Genomic DNA, 20,615 nt, shown 5'->3' on the forward strand with positions numbered 1-20,615 from the left:
AACAGCTTTGACGCCTTCTCTACAGCAAGGTGATTTAGTTGGCTTTGTTTTAAAAGGTCAACCACAAATTGGACTGCTAACTTCACTGAAGGGCAGCCGAGCAATCGTAAGCGTTGCAGGAACACGGCGAGAACAACAGCTGGCCAGTCGAGAGCTGTCCGTTCTAAAGCAAAAACACAACATGGTAGAGGTGGAGACATCTCTACCCACAATGAGTGAGGCCCGTAACCTTAGTCTTAATTCACGCGATTTAATTGCTGGCTGGCGATTACTGGAAGGCGAAAGGCGTAAATGTAAGACTTCACCAACAGCACTCAAAATTACAGAACTAGCTGATTTACTACTTACTAATGATGATCCTATCCATCTCGCAGCATTGTGGTTTTGGCTTAATAGCGACCAACCTTTATTTCGAGTTCGACGTGACCACATGGTTGAAGCACGTCAACTTATTGACCTACGCCGCATCCGCCAGCTGCGCCGTAAGCAACAATCTCGTACGCAGCAACGCCTAGATTGTCTTGCATTACTGATAGCAGATTCACCTCTGAGCAAAGATCAGTGGCAGGATTTACCCTCGGATCTTCAGTTAACTATCAACCGTTTAATCGAGTTAGCTGACGGTCCAGAGGATTCTTTTTTTGCAGATGAACAAGCTCTTGAGCTGATTAAAGATTTAAAATTGGGTAGATCGCTGAGCAACCTCCGTTATTGGTTGATCAAGAAAGGCTGGCGCGATCCACACGATCTAACAACTCTCAAAGGCAGTATCTGGACAAAATCTTTTGAAGGGAGTGTACAAGATCATGCGGACCAATTACTCAATAAGTTTGAGCAACTATCTTTCGCAAGCGATGATAATCGTCTTGATTTGAGTGATTTAAGGACCTACACCCTCGACGATCATCAAACTCAGGAAATTGATGATGCAATCTCTTTGCAGTGTGTTGATCAAGAAAACTGGATTTGGATCCATATCGCCGATCCGGCAAGACTTATTCCTGTGGACAGTCCCTTAGATCTTGAGGCTCGTTCAAGAGCAACTAGTCTCTACTTGGCTGATGGCCTAAGACCAATGCTGCCATTGAGTGTTGCAGCAGAAGTTCTCAGTCTTAGAGCTGGCCGTCGCTGTGCAGCGTTGAGTGTTGCTGTGGTTCTAGACGAATCAGGGTGTAGTGCCGACACTCGTGTTTGTCGTACTTGGATTCGCCCCTGCTATCGGCTCACTTATGAAGATGGGGATGAATTGATTGAGCTTGCGCCTCCTGGTGATGAAGATCTTTCAACACTCGCAAGCCTGCTCACAAAACGCCAATTATGGCGTGAGCGACAAGGTGCACTGCTGCTTGAACAATCTGAAGGGCGATTCAAAGTCAAGGATGATCAGCCTGAACTTCATGTTGTTGAGTCAAGTCCAGCCAGACGGTTAGTTAGCGAAGCCATGATTCTGATGGGTACTGTTATTGCTGAATTTGGAAAGCGTCAAAACATTGCTCTGCCCTATCGCAGCCAACCTCCGGCTCAACTACCCAGTGCAACTGACTTGTCACAATTAATTGAAGGACCTGTACGACATGCCGCAATCAAGCGTTGCCTTAGCCGAGGTGTCCTTGGTACTCGTCCGATGGCCCATTTCAGTCTTGGCCTCTCTGCCTACGTACAAGCCAGTTCGCCGATCCGTCGCTATGCAGATTTACTTGCCCATCGACAGGTGGTGGCTCACTTAGGAGGCTCAGTTCCATTAAGCGAGCACGCTCTCATGGAGCAGTTGGATGCACTTGAAGACCCTCTTCGCCAAGCACAGCAAATTCAACGCGAAGACCAGCGACACTGGCAAAAGGTGTGGTTTTTAAAACATCACCATGAACAATGGCCTGCCCTATTTCTGCGCTGGTTGAGGCCTCAAGATCAGATTGCACTTGTGCATGTGGAACGCCTGGCTATGGATCTTGCCTGCAAGATCCATGGTTTGATCGACCCTAGTCCAGGTCTTGCATTGATCATGAGAGTTCATGTTATTGATCCATTGACTGATCAGATTGAGCTGGTCGCCAAGTAGCTTCTCAAATCATAGAAACAAACAAACTACCAAAAGCTGTTATTAATCTAAAACGCGAATCAACCTCAGCCATGGTCCCCATGGATTAGCAACTGCTAGAAGGTGTACATTCTGCTGGTCTTCACATGATTCTAGCCACCGCTTTAATGCCGGCTCCAGTGTTATTAATCGCCAGGATTTAAACTTGGTATCTAGAGAGAATGTCTGATCAGAATGAACACGAAGGCAACCTGAAACCTTTTTCACATGTTTATTGAGTGGTGTTTGATCTGGCAGTGGCATTTCTCCTACATTTGCTTTAAAATTAAAGCCTTCTATCACGCTATGGTTGCTGAGGCAATCTGGTTGCGCCAAAACAAATTTCTGAGCATTACGCCAGTGCGGATGCCATGCAGGCCAATCCCAAATTGGAACAATAGCGGCTGGGGCATAAATATCATGTAATAGTTCATGCTGTATTTCTGAAATATCAACTTCTGCTGGTTGAAGCCTCTTTTTCAAGGCTATAGCTGCTGCCATTCCAGCAGCCTGGCCAAGATTGAAAATCATTGGCTGTAATCGAGTTGCACCATTTGCTATATGACTCACACTAAAGGCCTTATCAGCTATCAGAATATTCTCCACTTCGCTACTAAGTAGAGCCCCGTAAGGAATGCAGAATGGAGTACCTGTCCATCTCCCACCCCATCTACAACTTTTTGAGGCTAACGGCCAATCCTTACCAGGATAATGATGATCATTAGCGTAAGTCCCTACAGCAATACTGGTGCAACGTCCCTGTTTATCTAAGGGGATTGGTCCTCGGGCTGTACCAGAGGCTAATGGCAGAAGATCTCCTTCCACTAATGTGTATTGACCTTTAAGGCGTCGACCTTCACGCCAGTAGGGCATCAATGCCAGGCTTTGATTGATCCCTGGAAACACCTTGCCAGGATTAAGCCAACCCTCACTAACTGTTTGAAGAGCCTGTAGGAATGACAAGCTATACAGCTGCATTTCAACAGCAAGCTGGTTTTTAATTTTGACGTCTGAGCTGCGAATACGCTCCAAGCCTTTATGCCAGTCGTTTCCATGAAGGGGCCAGTTGAGCATTACTAAACCGCCTGGAAGGCGGCCATAGGTAACGGTGCGCTCAAAACCAAACGCCTGAGTTGCAGCTTCGAATGGTCGAGGCAAGCACCCTGGTGATGAAGGTGATTGTGCATGTTGATCGAGTTGACCCATCACAACCCAAGTAGGGGATTGAACAGGCTGGCTGGCAAAGAATGGATCGGAATTCAATTGTTTTGCCGAAGGGGCGCTTGGCTCATTCCAGAGTTCTTGTGATTCCCAACCCCAGCGGTGAGAAATGTCTGCGAGGGAAAAGCTGTCGCCTAAATCACTTCCATCAATGAATAAGTCAAAGCGCAGTTGATGCTGTCGCCCTTCAAGCTCCAGCTCAAGCAAAACAAGGCGATCTCCCTCACGTAACAGTGATTTGAGCTGAACGTCAGGCCACCATTCGAGATTGGGGAGATCTACAACCCAGCTCCGCAAAACCTCTTCTGCGCGAGCGGGATTAAAACCAAAGCAACTCACCCAGTTCTGATCCAGTCCATCCTGTTCAACTTTGGCGATGTCTTGAAGGAAGGCCCCCCACAAGCCTGTCTGCCAGCAACTGAGTTCATGGCCGTCTGGAGCCGAAACGCCTGCTGCACTGACCATTCCACCAAGCCACGCACCTGGTGTTAGCAGCAGAGTTCTAATTCCTTGTCGAGCAGCTTGTACGGCTGAGGCGACGCCTCCTGTGCCTCCACCCCAGACCACCAAGGGCACCTGCGTAGTGGAACAAATTTTGTTAGCAGACACTGTCATCCCAAAACAAAATCATCTTTGCCAAAAAGCAATTGAGCTTCATAACAAAGGTTGCTTAAACAACGCTGGCGAGGCGCAACAAATTGTTGATAGAGGCGATTTGACTTGATCATCGTCGAAATAAGAAAAATCTCCAGCCCAGCATTGTGCTGTCACTCTCAAAAGAACATTGCCCCACTCTCATGTGCACGTTGAATTTGGTGATATAAGGGGGGCATCAGGATCAAATTATCAAGCCAGTGCCAGATGGAAGCTAAAGGTCGAAGGTCTTGATCACTTTCACCAGGCCAAGACTGAGAACATCTGAATATCAAGCGCTGATGCCAAAACCTTAACCATAGTCAGTTCTTCTGTTCTGATATGGCCATATCTACCATTGGCTCCCACAATCGTTGTACGAAGAATCTCTGCGGAATGAATCGGTGCCGCCGCAAAGTGCTTGAGGAGTTTTTTGTATCGTGTGCTGCTTGAGAATCCCAGTCAAGGGATGCCTCCGGCTGCATCTCAGCTAGGTTTTCAGCAAGACGTTGAGGATTGAGGAGGGCAAAATTTCCGTCGGCTTGCTCTAGCTGGTGATAAACACAACGCTAGGGAGGCGTGGCTTGGTCTGAGAGATGACGGCAGACGATCAATAAGCCGAAATGAGTTGTTCTGGTTAGGATCCGGCCGCTCTGCGCAGCAGCAGAAACTCCCCACAATGATGACCTATACCATTACGACCCCTCTTTACTACGTCAATGACAAGCCCCATCTAGGCAGCCTGTACACGACCATGGCCAGTGATGCACTGGCTCGTTTCCAGAGACTAGAAGGAAAGCAGGTGATGTTTGTTACAGGTGTCGATGAACACGGCCAGAAAATTCAACGCACAGCAGAAGTCAATAACATCAGCCCCCAACAACATTGTGATCAGATCACAAGCAGTTATCAAAATCTATGGTCTCGCTGGGATATTTCAAATGATCGCTTTATTCGTACAACCAGCCACCGCCATCAGTTACTGGTCGAGGCTTTTTTTCAACGTGTCGAGACCTCCGGCGATGTGTATCTTGGTCGGCAGCAGGGTTGGTATTGCGTCGATTGTGAAGAATACAAGGACGAACCTCCGCAAGCCCAGTCACCCTCCTGCCCTATTCATCAGAAGCCTCTTGAATGGAGGGATGAGGAGAACCTTTTTTTCAGACTTTCTCGTTTCCAATCACAAATCGAAGATCTCATTTCACAGCCAGATTTCATCTGGCCAGTCAGTCGCCGGAAAGAAATACAGAATTTTGTAGCTCAGGGTCTTAGAGATTTTTCAATTTCAAGAGTTGATGTTGATTGGGGCTTACCAGTACCTGGTTATCCAAAACACACCTTTTATGTCTGGTTTGATGCGCTTGTAGGCTATTTGAGTGCTCTTTTAGATGATGGTGGCCATGTTCGAATAGAACGTCTTGAAGAGTGTGGGTGGCCTGCATCAGTACATTTAATTGGCAAGGATATCCTCCGGTTTCATGCAGTCTACTGGCCCGCAATGCTGATATCAGCTGGCTTACCCTTGCCAAAACAAGTTTTTGGCCACGGCTTTCTCACTCGTGAAGGTCAAAAGATGGGTAAATCACTAGGGAATGTACTTGATCCAGAGAAACTGCTTGAGGAGTGTGGTGAAGATGCTGTTCGATGGTATTTATTGCGTGACATCCAGTTCGGTCATGATGGTGATTTTCAGCAGAAAAGATTTATGGATTTAGTCAATAACGACTTAGCAAATACAATCGGAAATCTGCTTAACCGAACTTCGACTATGGCAAGAAAATGGTTTGAAGGATCTGTACCTTCACATCGCAATGAAATAGATTATGCTCATCCCTTAGTGACTACTGCTGAAACAACTATTACCATCGTACGTCAATCAATGCCATCCATGGCTTTTCATGATGCAGCTGAGGCGATCCTTAAATTGGCTATTGCAGCCAACGTCTACCTCAATGAGACTGCTCCTTGGAGTCGAATGAAGACGCCTGGTAATGAAGCCGAAGTGGCTGATGATCTTTACTCAGTTTTGGAGGCATGCCGACTTGTAGGACTATTAATTAATCCTCTTCTACCTTCTCTAAGCGAACGCTTGCTCAACCAATTGGGACTAAGTATTGATAGCAACGATTGGTCTAAATGTTTAGCTTGGGGACAATTGCAAAGTGGAGCTTTATTGCCACCATCTCAACCCGTAATGCAAAGACTAGAACTCTCTTCCTCCCTCTAATGCGATTCAACCTTCTACCATTACGTCATCTTGGCAGTCTGCTGCTGATCTTAACGATGGTGGGATGTCAGGAATCCCCATCACCACAGAAGAAATCATCAGTTCCTTTCGTATTTAAATCTCTAGAGCTTCGCCACAAGCAAGCTGATGGATCACGAGACTGGGACCTAAACAGCCCCTTAGCTCGCTATGAATTAGGTAGCAGAGTTGTAAGGGCTCGCAACCCAGAGGGTGTTCTTTACAAAGAAAACAAACCATCATTTGAAGTTAGTGCTCAGGCCGCCACAGTTTTAAAAGATGGTGAGATAGTTCTGCTTGAAGGAAATGTAAAGGTTCAGCAGCTTAAAGGAGAAAAAGTGTTGATCACTGGTGATCGTTTGCGTTGGACACCTAATGAATCGAAGATGGTGATTGAGCAACGACCCCAAGCTCTTGATAATCTTTCAAGAATTAGTGCCAAGACAGTATTGTTTCAACAGTTAACCCAAGAAATAGTATTTAAAGGTCCAACAAAATTTGAACGTTGGAAAAAACAACGGAATGACAATCTTGAACCCTCCATTGTGATCCAAGGACGCAATGGCCGTTGGAATTTAGACAGCGGCAAACTTAATGCTATGGGGCCAATCCTTGGCCACCGAATTGTAAATAAAAGTGATATTCCACACCAACTTACAGCCACAAGGTTGCAAGGAAACACGAAAAAGGGTTACCTCGATCTAATTACGCCTGTTACACTTACGATTCCAGAACAAAAAGCAAGTTTACTTGCACAGACAACGCGTTGGAAGTTCAATAGCGAAAAGATTGAAAGCAATCAACCATTCACCGCAACTCGGGAAAGTTCAACCTATCGCGGAAGCAGTTTCAAAGTTGATCTTGCCCGTACTGAAGTAGAAATTCCTCAGAAGTGTGAACTTAGTCAACCTGGCGAACAACTCAAGGCTGAAAAATGTATTTGGAATTGGAGCACGGAGGAGGTTCAGGCAATTGGCGATGTAATCTTAAAGCGAGAAGCAAATAATCATATTACTCGAAGTGATAAACTAGAAGGACGAATTGGAGAAGAGGGAACAGTGTCTTTCTCATCATCTGATTCTAAAGTGAGATCACAACTAACAATTGAAGGAGGTAATGAAAAATCGATCCTTTCCTCTAAGTCCTCTCCTCCAATTCAGTTCTAAGACGTTGCGACCATCCAATCAACCAGAGTTCATCTGAACGACTAAAACATCGCTCGGAACATCCCCCCAGAATAACCCAACCATTAGATGCTAATGGATAGACCATAACAGCAGGCAAGTTTTCAATAATTGGATTAAATTCGATTCTCCCAGGAAACAATGATGTGTTAACTAATGAAATCAATTCGCTTCGATCTCTAGCCTGTCTACAGATCTCACCTGGAACGAATTTACCATTACCACTTATTCCTCGACGTAAAAGAACCTGATTATTCCAATACACTAGGATCACTGCCGCTGGGGTTGCTGTAAGTAATAAATGACTTCCCCAGGCAAGTTCTTTTTGTAATCCATCGTTCAATCCATCTACTAATTCGAATCTCTGATTTCCCTCAAGGATCTGCTTACTGGGAGCCATCGGGCTCGCTTGTGTCCATAACACTGCCATAAGCATCAACCCGACGGCGGCAACGCCAGCCAGGACCTCAGCACGCTGAAAGCTCGGCGTAACAAGGTCCACAGTCAAAGCATTAAATACTGCCAAAGACAGGGTCAACAGCCCGGCAATCAGGGAAATAAGCGCAACTGGTCGCATCGAACGAAACAAAAGAGATGTCAGATACACGCACTCTTGCTCAAATGGGTTGTGTTGTTCCAGCTTTCATGACCGACGCTGAAGCCTTTGCAGCAGTAGCCCTCGCTGCCGTTTCTTGTGACGGGGCTCTCGGTCGCGACGAAGCCCATGCCCTTCGTCGCCTACTTGAATTCAGATACCCCTATCGGGAGAGCTCGGAAGCCGCTATGGGCGAGCTTTTTGACCAACTCCTAAGCCTGTTGCGCCAGGAGGGTGTAGATGGACTGATTAGCAAAGCCATACCTGCCCTGTCTTCGCTTCAACAGGAAAGTGCCTTGGCAGTTGCCGCCCAACTAGTCCATTCAGATCGTGAGGTCTCAAAGGAGGAAGCTGCTTTCCTGGAGGATCTAGCTTGCAAGCTTGACTTACCTTCTGATCGAGCAAGGATTGTGATTCAAGCAATTTCTGCTCTGAATCGAGACAGCTTGCTCAGCTGACGTCAGACTGCAATATGAGCTGTTGTTGAACCGATGCCTGTGCTGAGATCAAGCCGCTTTCTCGGAGTTCTGATCAGCATCCTCCTGAGTCTGATTCTCCTTGTACCAGGAGCCTTTGCCATAACAACAGAAGATTTTCCTGTTGCAAGGCCTGAAGGCCATGTTGTGGATTCTGCTGATGTCCTCAGCAGAGTGTCTCGTTCTCAGATTGAAGGACGTCTTGTTGAGCTCGGAAACGAAAGACTTGATGCTCGCTTGATTACTCTTCGTAAACTTGATTATGGTGTTTCCCTTTCCAACTTCGGCAGTTCGCTGATCGATCGATGGTCCACAAGCGCTGGTGAAAAAGAGCTGCCTCTGCTAGTGATTTTGATAGATGCACAAACCAAGCAAACTGTTGTCTTGGCAGATACAAGTTTAAAAAGCAAATTACCGGACGCCCTTTTGCAGAGCACTGGCCGTACGACAATGAACAAGCCAGTAGTGGGAGGCGAGCGCTACCAGCAAGCATCCTTTGATGCAATTACTCGCTTACAAGTTGTATTGGATGGAGGGGAGGACCCAGGACCTCCTATAGAAACATTTAGCGCAATTAAGCAAACCAATATCCCATCACAAGAACAAACACAAAACAGTAATGCAACCCTAGTGGTCGTTGTCTTGATGGTTGTAGGCACCATCGTTCCGATGGCCACTTGGTGGGTGTTCTCTCGCTGAGTCAAACACCATGACGCTTAGGGACTGGATGAGAACATTTGGGGAAGCTCGATCGATAGACATCAATAATGACCTTGAACGTGGTTACGAAGCAGCACTTCTGATCCAGACACTTGAGCTTGAATACTACGGCGATCGGCCTATAAGACCCAACCTGCAACTTTCTGTTCCTCGATCATTACAGTCAACCATATTGCGCAAATTCCATACGGCTGTAAATATCTGTCGCTTAACGTTTGAGGCTATTAAGCCTAATATCAGCCAACTTGACAGTCAAGAATATCGAAAATTTCAGTTAATTGAGACGATTGTTAATCGCTATGCCCCGAAGCGTTCTTCAAGATCAACATCTATAAGCAGGGCACCCGACCCTCTTCCCAGATCACTTCTTGGTTTAGTTGATAAGGTGCGACGACAGCTTGATCCAACATCCGAGGCGACATTGGTTGCAGGTTTTCGCCGCCGTCGCGATTCCACTCTGATCTCATTAAAGATCATCTTGCTGCTAATTCTGGTGCCGTTACTGGTGCAACAGATCAGCCGAACTTATCTCATCACCCCGGCGATTGACTACTTGGCCCCAGAGCTGCCATTTCTGAGTTATCCCAAACCCCAACTTGAAGAACAAGCCGTTGAAAAACTTAGAGTATTTAAGGCAGAGATAGAGTTTGATGCCTTACTCAAAGGTGATTCAATCCCAAGTCAAGACGAACTACAGAAAGCTCTGGCAATAAAAGCAATTCAACTTAAGAATGAAGCTGATAAAGAAAGCACACATGCAATAAAAAATGTCCTAGCAGATCTCGCAGCACTGATTGCTTTTGCTTTTGTTTGTATAATTAATCGGGAAGAGTTGAGAGTTCTCCGAGGGTTCCTAGACGAAGCAATTTACGGCTTAAGTGACTCTGCAAAGGCATTCGCAATCATTCTTTTTACAGATATGTTTGTAGGCTTCCACAGTCCCGAAGGATGGCAGGTATTATTGCAGGGGATTGCAAATCATTTTGGATTTCCAGCTCGAGAAAATTTCATACTTTTATTCATTGCCACCTTCCCTGTGATACTTGCAACCATCTTTAAGTACTGGATTTTCCGTTATCTCAATCGCGTCTCTCCCTCTTCTGTTGCAACCCTACGCGGAATGAATGGTAGTGGCTAACACTATACATATACTTAAAGGTCTTACCCTAGTTTCAGGTCCAAGCAGAGGTGGGAAAAGTCGATGGGCTGAACACTTGGTCAAACAATTCAATTCTGTAAATTATATCGCCACCTCGCCGACAAGAGCTAGCGATCAGAATTGGGAGCAAAGGCTTGAAAAACATCGTAATCGTCGACCAAAGCACTGGTCAGTAATTGAATCAGGCCCAGACCTTAAAAAGGCAATCATTCAAATGCCAAGATCAGATGTTGTTTTAATTGAAGCGTTGGGTGGTTTTGTTGCATGGCACCTCGACCAACCTTCGAGCAAATGGAGAGCCCTGAAGAACGATCTCCTGCAAACGATTAAACAACATGATGCATCCATCGTGATTGTCATTGAGGAAACTGGCTGGGGTGTTGTACCCATTACATCCAATGGAGGTCTATTTAGAGATCGTCTTGGGAAGCTATCTCAGGAACTGGAACCGTTGGCATCAAACAGCTGGCTTGTCATACAGGGTCGAGCATTGAATCTCAAACATCTTGGTATTGCGGTGCCATGAACGATCCAAATAAACGCTCACCATTACGCGTAGCTCTATACGAGCCACGTATTCCACCTAATACAGGAAATATCGCCAGGACCTGTGCAGCCTTCCGCATTCCACTAGCTCTGATTGAACCTCTTGGGTTCAGCCTTGATGATCGCTATCTACGTAGAGCAGGACTTGATTACTGGCCTCACGTAGATTTATCAGTTCATTCTGACCTGGATACATTTCGCACATGCCTGCCATTTAATCATCGTCTGATCGGTTGCAGCAGATTTGGAGGAATCCCCCTCCGTTCGATGCGTTTCCAAACCGGAGATGTTTTGCTTTTCGGCCGTGAGGACATCGGTCTTCCTAGCAAGATCCGTCAGCAGTGTGATCAGATCACGACAATTCCCATGCCTGGAGCAGCAAGTGAACAGGGGCAGGGCGGAGTAAGGAGCCTAAACCTGTCTGTGGCTTGCGCCATCGTGAGCTTTGAGGCTGGCTGGCAACTGGGGCTGTGGTGAGTAAACCGAACCAAGCTTGCTTCTGAGACCCCTTGCCTAATCGAGGGGAGATCAGCTAACTTCTCCCGGACTCCGGCCAAGTTCGGCTTGATAGGGGTTTTGAACATCGACTTTATTGAATGAAGCCCCTGTTGTTGCTTATCTCTTCCTTTGCAGCACCAGTGCTTGCTTTAGGAAACCTTGGGTCCTTACCTGGCTATGCAGATAGTGCTGTAGGGGAGAAGGTCAAGATCTCAAGCACAACCTCAAAGCAAATGATATGGATCAAAGTTGCCCTGCCTATAACCATAGAGGAACTTGCAGGCAAGCTCGGACTTAAAGCGACTGAACTGTCAAAACTCAATAAAAATTCATCAGATACAGAACTGAACAAAGGCCGTTGGCTTGTTTTGCCAAGATCTGTTCATGGCCGCTTGGGTCGAATCAGTTACCTGGATTCAGATGAGGTACTGCTGCATGACCCTAGTAAAAGGCTCGACAACTCAAATAAAAAAACCAATCGCTTGAATAGACTGCTTGATGAAACTAAGAATAAAAATTCGTTTTACTCGTTCAATGATCTAAATACGAATAAAAATCAAGTACAGATCCAAACAAAAATAACTAGCAACAACATCCTTAAAAAGGAGTGTTCGCTTGAGTCTCCATGCAACTGCCCCACCTGCTTAGATGTTGAATCACCAGTGAACCCAGCAGATCTATACACCAGAGGTAATGATATGCTTCATTTAGGAAGCATTGATTCTGATTCATACATATGGCCTACTAAAGGTGTGTTCACATCTGGTTTCGGATGGAGGTGGGGGAGAATGCATCAAGGCATTGATATCGCCAATAAAGTTGGCACTCCCGTTTTTGCAGCAAAAGACGGAATCGTCACCTATGCCGGATGGAAGGGGGCCTACGGCTACCTCGTAGAAATTGCACATGGTGGTGGCTCCACAACCCGCTATGCCCATAACAATCAGATTTTGGTGCACACCGGTCAGTTCATACCGCAAGGAGCAACGATCTCTAAGATGGGCAGCACTGGTCGCAGCACTGGTCCACATCTCCATTTTGAGATCAGAAAGAAGGGTGGCTTAGCAATGAATCCAGTCACGTTGCTTCCATCGAATAATGTCTGACCAGAGAAGGTCCATCGTTTATTGTTGTTAACGACAAGGCTCGGTAGCTCAGCTGGTTAGAGCGTGGGATTCATAACCCCAAGGTCGGGAGTTCAAGTCTCCCCCGAGCCATTTTATCTTCTCAAATAGTCAACCTTCTGCTAATTTATTTATTGTGTTGATTTTTGTGTTATTTAATCTAAATAACAAGTATAGCTTGAAACGAAATCTGAATCTCAATGATTTCATATAACAAAAATGTAAACGGCTGACGAATAGGACTTATACCTTGTTCAAAGAAACCAATGAGCCTTCATCACACAACAGATCAAATCAGACCAAATAATAAAGGGAATTTCATTCCACAAGGCCTAAGCGGAAATCAAGGGTAATTAGAAATTGAATACAGGTAAACGTCGGCAAGATCATCGAAAATATCGAGATCGAACTGACGTCGAGTGAAAAAAGATATCAACCTCCGGAGAGAGATGATTAGCCAGGCTTGAGGCTCTTGGCCATTGTGTCAGCCTCTACAAGAGATTCAGAAGCACACTCACCTTAAATGAAACATCAAGGGCTTTATCCTGACAAGGGGAAGCAGGCCAAATCAACCACTACTGCCTGTGAGTATAAACACCTATAAGGTATTGATTCGCCCCAGGGGTTAACCGCGTTTCGCTCAGTTTTGCCCTTGCGGGAAATTGTCTAGCTTCCCTATGAGATCAAATCATCAATAGCCAATCAAGCACCCCTTGCGTATCTCTAATTCAGACGTTAATTTTCGCGCGAACTCCTCAAGGCTGAATGTCTAAGGGGTGCATCACGTTGATTGGCCACCATGAACTCGCTGCCGTTGCTGATCTCAACCATCGCCGCGCCAGTACTTGCACTGGGGACACTCAACCACCTGCCTGGTGAAGCCAGCAAATATCATCATCCCTCCTCCCATCCATTACCACCACCTGTTCTCCCTCAGCCTGATGGACAGATATGGGTCAAAATCAACAAACAAGCAACGATTAAATTCATTGCTCATCAGCTTGGCATCTCCTTATCTGAGATTTCAAAAATCAATGATCAGCCATCAGGAAACAGCCTAAAGCCTGGCAGTTGGATTGTCTTACCTGTATCAGCCAAATCTCGCCTGAAGCGGTCTCAGAATCTAGACATAGCATCAGTGAGCCCCAACCCACCGCCAGTGACCGCCCCCGCTCCACCTTCAAGCGTGGTCAAAATACAAAGCGGAGACTCGATTGCATCAATTGCCAAGCAGCATGGACAAACACATCAGAGGATTCGACAGCTAAATCCAGGTCTTGAATTCAATCAACTCACAGTGGGTGGGAATATTCGAGTTGCCAAGGCAAAACGTCCTCAGAAAAGGACATTAACTACAAGTCTTGGCAGTAACAACCTTGAATCCCTATCTCTAATCAGTAATGGAGTTGGATGGATAGATCTAGGTGACACGAACTCTTATATTTGGCCGACAAAGGGTGTAATCACGTCAGGGTATGGCTGGCGTTGGGGAAGAATGCATCAAGGTATTGATATCGCGAATAAGGTCAATACACCTATCCTTTCGGCCAAAGGCGGCATTGTTTCCTATGCGGGCTGGAAAGGAGCTTACGGATATCTTGTAGAAATAGCACATGTAAACGGTGATTCAACTCTTTATGCTCACAACAATCGACTACTTGTTAAAAAGGGGCAGATCTTACCCCAAGGAGTCACAATCGCAACAATGGGGAGCACAGGACGTAGCACCGGTCCTCACCTACACTTTGAGATAAGGAAGAAGAGTGGAACAGCAATCAATCCAGCAACACTCCTACCCTCCAAAATAGTAACAATAGCGCCCAATCTTCACTATTGCTATCATCACAAATCCTTCCACGAACATCATGCATGATTAGATATATAATGCTTTAATCAGAGCGCTTATCCTATCTTAATCAGGAGAATATAGGGAAACTAACATTTACAAGTCTCTATTGTTAGTCTGTATTCAAGCAGCAGATAAGTGCACATAATACTGATCAGATAGTGAAAGATATTTCGTAAGATTATTTTCCGACTTTAACAACTATGCCTGTTCTCATTATTCGATCACTATAAGTGGACGATCCAGATTCTAGCTCAAACCATAATTGACATGCTCCGAGGACGGCAATTGCTTTTTCAATAAGGTTATCATGAATGAATCAATTTATATTGGCATTTGTCACAGTAAATTTAAATATTTTATAGGCAAAACTCTAACGCATTTCAATTGCATTAAGTCTTTGTCGAAATGAACTCTGGTTCTCCTTAGCTTCTACAACCTGTGTTTTATCGCTTTGGGAGACCTCAGGCGTGTAGGGGCGCCTATTACCTCGGTGGCTCCCAGATCGAATCGGCATCGCCTGAAGGGTTAGCTTTCTAGTGTTGGGATCGCGAATTAGTGGTTGGAGCTTAAGTTCAGCCCTAAGCTGATTGAGAAGTCGAAAATGGCCTGTGTTACTGAACTTACGTAGTAAGGCTTGGTCCCAGGCTGTTGTTTGTTTGAGCATGTAAGAAGTTTAGATGATTCCCGTTTCAGCCATATTGATTACGCTTAGCGCTAGCGATCAAAACAGGCATGGCATGATAAATTTGAGTAGCCAACTAGAAGTCATACCGACTTCATTTTAGCTCTGATTAAGCACATCTCTTGCAGAGCCATCAACTCTTAACTCTCCATCATGACGACCAACGAATGCCTACGGGTGGGTCAGCAGGCCCCAGACTTCAACGCTACAGCTGTTGTTGATCAAGAGTTTAAGGAAATAAGCCTTTCCCAGTACAGGGGGAAGTATGTGGTTTTATTCTTTTATCCTCTAGATTTCACTTTTGTATGCCCAACCGAAATTACAGCATTTAGTGATCGTTACACTGATTTCTCAAGCCGAAATACAGAGGTATTAGGTGTTTCAGTTGATAGTCAGTTCAGCCATCTTGCATGGATCCAGACATCACGTAAGGAAGGAGGTCTTGGTGACATCAACTATCCACTGATAGCTGATCTCAAGAAAGAGATTTCGACAGCCTATAACGTTTTAGATGATGATGCTGGAGTAGCCCTACGTGGATTGTTTATCATTGACCCAGATGGAGTCATAATGCATTCAACAATTAACAACTTACCAGTAGGAAGGAACGTGGATGAGACATTACGTGTGCTGCAGGCCTTTCAGTATGTACAGTCACATCCAGATGAGGTATGCCCAGCTAATTGGACACCAGGAGAGAAAACAATGAAACCTGACCCAGTTGGAAGTAAGGAGTTCTTCGCCTCAATAAACTAATCATTAATCTATCAATACATCATTAATTTGATTGATCTGCTGCCATAATCGGTGGCAGATCATTTCTATTTAAATACACTGCTTTTTTGCTTGATCCGTCAACCAAGGCCCTTAGGCCTTCGCCGAGATCCTCAGCCATGGCAATCCTTTTGCCATCACTAACCACAACCCTGGTAAGTGTTGGTAAACCACCTTGACGTGCCCTTAGGTAAACAGGTTCTACATAAAGAAGTGCCTTGCCTAGGGGTACAACAAGAAGGTTCCCTTGCACAACTTCAGATCCAGCACGATCCCAAAGACCAAACTGTTGACTGATCTGTGGGTCCTGATTAATAAGGGCCTGAATCTGTTCAGGACCGAAGATTGGCGTTTGACTTGGGAAACGTAGCAAGACCAATTTTCCATAATGCTCACCATCACTGCGAGCAGCGAGCCACGCAGAAAGATTGGGACGCGCCAATGGTGTTAGTGGTTGTAATAATAGAAATTCTGAACTTTCCTGAGTACCTAATTGTGCAGTGATGTGATAGGGATCAACAGGAACCTGCCGCCTACCATAGAGTTCCTTTGGAACCTGCCAAACATCATCACCGCTATAGAATATACGAGGATCAGTAACGTGGTATCTAAGTAATTGCTGTACCTGTACATTAAACAAATCTGTAGGCACCTTGAGATGCTCTCGCAAGCTTGAAGGCATCTCCTCAAGAGGTTTGAAAAGATCTGGAAACAATCGCCTCCAACCCAATATTATCGGATCCCGCGGTTCACTCACATACAAGTGAACACGACCACTGTATGCATCGACAATAGCTTTGACTGAGTTACGTAAATATCGCAGCGGGCGACCATCTGGTAGGTTTGCTGCGTAGGGGTATGTGCGTGAGCTTGTATAAGCTTCAACAATCCAGTATTGGTTTTGCTTAGCTTCATAATCAAGATATTTAGAATCAACTGAAGTAGAAACCAGATATGGGTCACCAATGACTTCAAGGAATGGCGCTATTGCCCTCACTCTTTGTCTTACTTCGCGCCTAATAAGAAGTTTGGAATTAATCGTTAGCGACCCTGTATTAAGAAGACGAGGTTCAAAAAGGTACATAGCTGCTGCTAGTTGTTGCCAGGGATGCCCCACCGGCACACCTCCTGATCCCAAATAGTGGTTGTAGATATTCTTATCACCTACTGGATAATCCAGTTCTTTTAGTTTGCTCGGAGCAAGAGCATAAGGAGAGGGTAGCATTCCAAAATAGAGAGCTGCTCTCCCAATAGGGACAGCCTCTTTGACCTCATCACGAGTAATGCCTAGCTCAGAACTACCTTCAAGACGTGTTGAGGTTCCTAGATCACTGATGAAATAGTCAGGTAGACCATCGGGTGCTCTTGTATTGACTGGACTGAGAGTAAAGCCATATCCATGCGTGAATACAAAATGACGATTCAACCAAGTACGTGAACGTTTTGGAAGTGCAGCCTGATCAAGTTCGCGTGCTGTGATCATGACCTGTTGACGGTTCGCTACGTCAGGCACAAAGCGATAACGATCTACTGCTGCATTTGAAAAGCGATAGTAAACCCTCAATTGCTGTAATTGACGATTGGTTGCCAATAGAGGCTGACTGTCCCATAGACGAATATTCCTTAGTGTGCTAGCACCTTGTTCAAGATCAAGTTGAGTTAACTGAGGTTGAGGATTAATAAGTGTGGTTGTTATCGAGTCAAGCTGAAATGCTTTCCTTGTGGCTTTAATTGCTCGAATGATGTAAGGGGTTTCTAGTTTCAGTTCTCTAGGTTTTACGACCATCCACTGGACAAACGGAGCCAAAAGTATTTCGAGAAGAATTGCTCCTACGCCAATAATTGAAGCAATTAATCTCAATAGACTCCTTTGTTGTATCCATGGAAATGGAATTACCAGAAATGCGAAAACCAAAATGGCCAAGCTTGCTAAACTTCGTAGAGGAAGTATCAGATGAGCATCCAACCAACCAGCTCCGGCCACCGTACCGTTCTGCGTCCACAGAAGTTCATGACGTGATAACCATAAAAGTGCTGAAAGTGTTAAAAGTATGATGCCGATTAGTGGCCTTAAAAAATTGCACTGTCTAGGAGATAAACCTTTGAAAACCAAATCCGAAAGCGATTCAGGCTGGGCTAACTTCATCCATATAGTTGTACATGTTGTTAAGATTAGCTGGGCCAACAGAACAACCAAAGCAAAGGCTAGTGCTGGAAATTGGCCGAGCCCAAAACTTACATCTCCACCCAGTAGTGGTTCTTTAATACCTGTAGGAGGTATGGCAAGGGCGAGTGCCCATAGCCCCCAGCCTCTAGCAATCGAGATACTGAAGCAAAAACAACCCATTAAATGAGCAATCCTTCCCCCTCGGGCATTGCCAAGCATCACGCAAATTGAGATGAACACACAGGACAGCGGAATCACCAGCGCCCAAATGTCTTCAAAAGGTTCACTCCACCAATGCCCAAGGTCAAATGGCTTGAAACAAGCTAACCACGCCAATCGACTGAGTAATACAAGATCACCGACCAACACCGCGAAGCAGCCAAGTAGCCCCAAGCCATAACGCCATCCATGCAGGGAAAGGGATGACTCTCCCAAGTTGCTTCCACCTTCGAGTTTGATCCAGTTGCGCTGCCAAAGCTGACAAGTCGCGACGACCAGAAGGGCGAGGACAAGTCCTCCCAGTTGCCAGAGCCAACGGCGGAGAAGCATCCCTTGCCAATCAAATTGACCAAACCACAACCATTCGACTTGAACCCGCATCAACAACCAGAAAGCTGCAATAGAGAGCAAGAGCCAAAGCCATTGGCTCTTGCACCATTGCAAGGGTCGGGCGAAACCAGCCAAGCCCATCGACTCAATCAACACAGGCTAAGTCGTTCTAGTTACACGCCCACTGGCTGTGACTGATCAACAGTCAATCCAGCCAATTGCAGAAAACGATCAGTATGGAGAGTTTCCTCCTGAATCAGAGCATCAACCAACAGATCCATCACTTCCCTTCTGGGCGAAAGCAAGTTAATTGCCTGCTCTAAGGCTTCAACCGCTAAAGCTCGTATCTGCTCGTCTATGACTTTTCCAGTCGATTCCGCGTAGCTCGGGCGTGTATGGATCAAATCACGTCCTAGGAAAACCTCTGAGCCCTCTGTCTCCAAAGCGATAGGCCCAAGGCTCGAAAAGCCGAACCGCGTCACCATCTCTCGAGCCAGATGCGCAACGCTCTGCAAGTCGCCACTTGCACCCTGGGTGATTTCATCGAGTCCAAAAACAACCAACTCTGCTGCCCGGCCGCCAAGGGCAACCACAAGCCTTGCGAAGAGATATCCCTTTGTGACCAGGCCTGAATCAAGGATTTCCTCATCTGGCCAGAAACGAGTAAATCCGCCAACGCCTCCGCTACGAGGCAAAAGTGTGACCTTATCTATACGGTCGGCATGAGGGGTTAAAGCTGCAACCAAGGCATGTCCAATCTCGTGATAGGCAATCAACCTCTTTTTTGCACTGTCTTGTAGAGGTGCTGCAGAGAGTCCCATCGTGATCCTTTCAAGCGCCGCTTCAAGATGTTCAGTGCCAATGCATGCTTTCTCCTGCCTTGCTGTGAGGATGGCAGCTTCGTTCAATAAGTTGGCAAGATCTGCCCCTGAGAAACCAGGCGTTCGACGTGCCCAATCCTGCAAACATACCTCCTCAGCAAGGGGTCGAGTTCGAGCATGAACAGCCAGGATTTCCTTACGACCCCGACGATCAGGAAGGGAAACTTCAATACGACGATCAAAGCGTCCAGGCCGCATCAGTGCCGCATCAAGCACATCTGGCCGATTGGTAGCTGCAAGAAGAATGACGCCAGAATTATCTGCAAACCCATCCATTTCTGTCAGAAGTTGATTCAGAGTCTGTTCTCGTTCATCATTTCCACCACCGATGCCAGCCCCTCGCTGTCTCCCCACAGCATCAATTTCATCTATAAACACGATGCATGGGGCTTTCTCTTTAGCTTTGCGGAATAGGTCCCTTACTCGACTAGCACCCACGCCAACAAATAATTCCACAAATTCAGAGGCCGCCATAGAGAAAAAAGGCACGTCTGCCTCACCAGCAATTGCCTTGGCCAAGAGGGTTTTCCCTGTTCCAGGAGCACCCACTAGAAGAACACCCCTTGGGATCAGGGCGCCAAGCTTGATGAAACTCTCAGGTTGCCGCAAGAAAGTAACCACCTCTTGCAGCTCCTCTTTCGCTTCTTTAATCCCCGCTACATCATCAAAGCGAATAGGTAGATCCTCTTGCGGTTTCAACCGAGGTTGACTACGTCCAAATCCCATTGCTCTGTTTGCCACTTGAGCAGAACGACGAAAAAGAAACGTCAAGCCAACAACAACCATCAAGATCAATACAAGATTGCCGGCCATTCCTGCAAATGCCTGTTCCTGACGAATGTCCTTCACCGTCAGAGAGGTATCAGCAGCCTCGGAGACTCGTAGGATTTGTTGGTAATTATCGAAGATCGCCACCTTCTCCTGGTGTCCATCCTTGAAAACCACCAAGACTTCTCGCCGAGCTGGTATCAACTCCAACGACTTAACCTTTTTCTCTTTGATCTGATTGAGCAGCTGGCTATAGCTGATTGTGGGTTTCTGCTTGAAGGGCGCAAAGGATACAGCTTCAGATGAATGCTGAGACTGATCTGTTTCCAGAGATGAACGCTTCAGAGATGGCGACCCCTGCAGTGCCGATGGACCTGAACTCACAGCATCGTTGCGGTGTCCAGAGCCTAGCTATTTGACGCAAGGCCTTACTAAAGGGGAGGATTATCGTTTGGCTGTTCCTGCCT

Annotated in this window: 16 protein-coding genes and 1 tRNA gene; 12 read left to right on the top strand and 5 right to left on the bottom strand. The window is 46.1% G+C overall.

The genetic code is table 11. The features are described 5' to 3' along the window. Positions 1-7: 7 nt before the first annotated feature. Positions 8-2,059 (top strand): ribonuclease catalytic domain-containing protein, encoded by a 2,052-nt coding sequence (locus tag SIB80_RS07555; protein ID WP_063420225.1) that lies wholly within the window; start codon positions 8-10, stop codon positions 2,057-2,059. Between the two features lie 42 nt (positions 2,060-2,101). Here the strand turns inward: SIB80_RS07555 and SIB80_RS07560 are convergent, their stop codons facing one another. Next, on the bottom strand, positions 2,102-3,913 hold the full coding sequence (locus SIB80_RS07560; RefSeq protein ID WP_063420226.1) for an FAD-dependent oxidoreductase: 1,812 nt from the start codon (positions 3,911-3,913) through the stop codon (positions 2,102-2,104). 700 nt (positions 3,914-4,613) lie between these two features. On the opposite strand from SIB80_RS07560, the gene metG reads away from it, so the two are divergent. Together metG and lptC are read left to right on the top strand one after the other, a co-directional pair. After that, positions 4,614-6,158 (top strand): methionine--tRNA ligase, encoded by a 1,545-nt coding sequence (gene metG / locus SIB80_RS07565; RefSeq protein WP_063420358.1) that lies wholly within the window; start codon positions 4,614-4,616, stop codon positions 6,156-6,158. Further along, on the top strand, positions 6,158-7,342 hold the full coding sequence (lptC, locus tag SIB80_RS07570; RefSeq protein WP_063420227.1) for an LPS export ABC transporter periplasmic protein LptC: 1,185 nt from the start codon (positions 6,158-6,160) through the stop codon (positions 7,340-7,342). The genes metG and lptC overlap by 1 nt, the downstream gene beginning before the upstream one ends. On the opposite strand, the gene SIB80_RS07575 is transcribed toward lptC, so the two are convergent. Continuing rightward, on the bottom strand, positions 7,314-7,937 hold the full coding sequence (locus tag SIB80_RS07575) for a cofactor assembly of complex C subunit B (RefSeq protein ID WP_063420228.1): 624 nt from the start codon (positions 7,935-7,937) through the stop codon (positions 7,314-7,316). The genes lptC and SIB80_RS07575 overlap by 29 nt on opposite strands. Positions 7,938-8,005: 68 nt before the next feature. Between SIB80_RS07575 and SIB80_RS07580 the strand changes: the two genes are divergently transcribed. From SIB80_RS07580 to SIB80_RS07615, 8 genes are all read left to right on the top strand, one after another. Beyond that, entirely contained in the window at positions 8,006-8,413 is a 408-nt protein-coding gene (locus tag SIB80_RS07580; RefSeq protein ID WP_063420359.1) for a tellurite resistance TerB family protein, read from the top strand. Between the two features lie 33 nt (positions 8,414-8,446). After that, on the top strand, positions 8,447-9,130 hold the full coding sequence (gene psb32, locus SIB80_RS07585) for a photosystem II repair protein Psb32 (protein WP_063420229.1): 684 nt from the start codon (positions 8,447-8,449) through the stop codon (positions 9,128-9,130). 10 nt (positions 9,131-9,140) lie between these two features. Then, positions 9,141-10,289 (top strand): proton extrusion protein PcxA, encoded by a 1,149-nt coding sequence (pxcA, locus tag SIB80_RS07590; protein ID WP_063420230.1) that lies wholly within the window; start codon positions 9,141-9,143, stop codon positions 10,287-10,289. Beyond that, positions 10,276-10,836 carry a bifunctional adenosylcobinamide kinase/adenosylcobinamide-phosphate guanylyltransferase gene (cobU, locus tag SIB80_RS07595; protein ID WP_063420231.1) on the top strand — a complete coding sequence of 187 codons (561 nt, stop codon included), beginning with the start codon at positions 10,276-10,278 and terminating at the stop codon, positions 10,834-10,836. Before pxcA ends, cobU begins: the two co-directional genes overlap by 14 nt. Next, positions 10,833-11,333 carry a tRNA (cytidine(34)-2'-O)-methyltransferase gene (locus SIB80_RS07600; protein WP_063420232.1) on the top strand — a complete coding sequence of 167 codons (501 nt, stop codon included), beginning with the start codon at positions 10,833-10,835 and terminating at the stop codon, positions 11,331-11,333. Before cobU ends, SIB80_RS07600 begins: the two co-directional genes overlap by 4 nt. A 119-nt stretch (positions 11,334-11,452) precedes the next feature. Continuing rightward, complete coding sequence (locus SIB80_RS07605; protein ID WP_063420233.1) at positions 11,453-12,460, top strand: M23 family metallopeptidase; 1,008 nt, start codon at positions 11,453-11,455, stop codon at positions 12,458-12,460. A gap of 37 nt (positions 12,461-12,497) precedes the next feature. Then, positions 12,498-12,571, top strand: a tRNA-Met gene (locus SIB80_RS07610). 706 nt (positions 12,572-13,277) lie between these two features. Beyond that, positions 13,278-14,351 carry a peptidoglycan DD-metalloendopeptidase family protein gene (locus SIB80_RS07615; protein WP_063420234.1) on the top strand — a complete coding sequence of 358 codons (1,074 nt, stop codon included), beginning with the start codon at positions 13,278-13,280 and terminating at the stop codon, positions 14,349-14,351. Positions 14,352-14,697: 346 nt separating this feature from the next. On the opposite strand, the gene SIB80_RS07620 is transcribed toward SIB80_RS07615, so the two are convergent. Next, positions 14,698-14,991: a hypothetical protein gene (locus SIB80_RS07620; protein WP_063420235.1), complete on the bottom strand. Its 294-nt coding sequence runs from the start codon at positions 14,989-14,991 to the stop codon at positions 14,698-14,700. A gap of 171 nt (positions 14,992-15,162) precedes the next feature. Here SIB80_RS07620 and SIB80_RS07625 point away from each other — a divergent pair, with 171 nt between their 5' ends. Beyond that, positions 15,163-15,765 (top strand): peroxiredoxin, encoded by a 603-nt coding sequence (locus tag SIB80_RS07625; RefSeq protein ID WP_063420236.1) that lies wholly within the window; start codon positions 15,163-15,165, stop codon positions 15,763-15,765. A gap of 22 nt (positions 15,766-15,787) precedes the next feature. On the opposite strand, the gene SIB80_RS07630 is transcribed toward SIB80_RS07625, so the two are convergent. Together SIB80_RS07630 and ftsH are read right to left on the bottom strand one after the other, a co-directional pair. Then, the gene (locus tag SIB80_RS07630) at positions 15,788-18,640 is read right to left on the bottom strand and encodes a UPF0182 family protein (protein ID WP_063420237.1); all 2,853 of its coding nucleotides are present in this window, start codon (positions 18,638-18,640) and stop codon (positions 15,788-15,790) included. 32 nt (positions 18,641-18,672) lie between these two features. Then, the gene (gene ftsH, locus SIB80_RS07635) at positions 18,673-20,532 is read right to left on the bottom strand and encodes an ATP-dependent zinc metalloprotease FtsH (protein WP_063420238.1); all 1,860 of its coding nucleotides are present in this window, start codon (positions 20,530-20,532) and stop codon (positions 18,673-18,675) included. Positions 20,533-20,615 lie beyond the last annotated feature (83 nt).

This window comes from Prochlorococcus sp. MIT 1327 (assembly GCF_047304785.1).
GTDB classification, from domain to species: Bacteria; Cyanobacteriota; Cyanobacteriia; order PCC-6307; family Cyanobiaceae; genus Prochlorococcus; species Prochlorococcus marinus_D.

Bases quoted from the DNA above. Each gene is read 5' to 3' on its own strand.
- SIB80_RS07560 (WP_063420226.1), bottom strand. From the start codon at position 3,913: ATGACAGTGTCTGCTAACAAAATTTGTTCCACTACGCAGGTGCCCTTG.
- metG (WP_063420358.1), top strand. From the start codon at position 4,614: ATGACCTATACCATTACGACCCCTCTTTACTACGTCAATGACAAGCCC.
- lptC (WP_063420227.1), top strand. From the start codon at position 6,158: ATGCGATTCAACCTTCTACCATTACGTCATCTTGGCAGTCTGCTGCTG.
- SIB80_RS07575 (WP_063420228.1), bottom strand. From the start codon at position 7,937: ATGCGACCAGTTGCGCTTATTTCCCTGATTGCCGGGCTGTTGACCCTG.
- SIB80_RS07580 (WP_063420359.1), top strand. From the start codon at position 8,006: ATGACCGACGCTGAAGCCTTTGCAGCAGTAGCCCTCGCTGCCGTTTCT.
- psb32 (WP_063420229.1), top strand. From the start codon at position 8,447: ATGCCTGTGCTGAGATCAAGCCGCTTTCTCGGAGTTCTGATCAGCATC.
- pxcA (WP_063420230.1), top strand. From the start codon at position 9,141: ATGACGCTTAGGGACTGGATGAGAACATTTGGGGAAGCTCGATCGATA.
- cobU (WP_063420231.1), top strand. From the start codon at position 10,276: ATGGTAGTGGCTAACACTATACATATACTTAAAGGTCTTACCCTAGTT.
- SIB80_RS07600 (WP_063420232.1), top strand. From the start codon at position 10,833: ATGAACGATCCAAATAAACGCTCACCATTACGCGTAGCTCTATACGAG.
- SIB80_RS07605 (WP_063420233.1), top strand. From the start codon at position 11,453: ATGAAGCCCCTGTTGTTGCTTATCTCTTCCTTTGCAGCACCAGTGCTT.
- SIB80_RS07615 (WP_063420234.1), top strand. From the start codon at position 13,278: ATGAACTCGCTGCCGTTGCTGATCTCAACCATCGCCGCGCCAGTACTT.
- SIB80_RS07620 (WP_063420235.1), bottom strand. From the start codon at position 14,991: ATGCTCAAACAAACAACAGCCTGGGACCAAGCCTTACTACGTAAGTTC.
- SIB80_RS07625 (WP_063420236.1), top strand. From the start codon at position 15,163: ATGACGACCAACGAATGCCTACGGGTGGGTCAGCAGGCCCCAGACTTC.
- SIB80_RS07630 (WP_063420237.1), bottom strand. From the start codon at position 18,640: ATGGGCTTGGCTGGTTTCGCCCGACCCTTGCAATGGTGCAAGAGCCAA.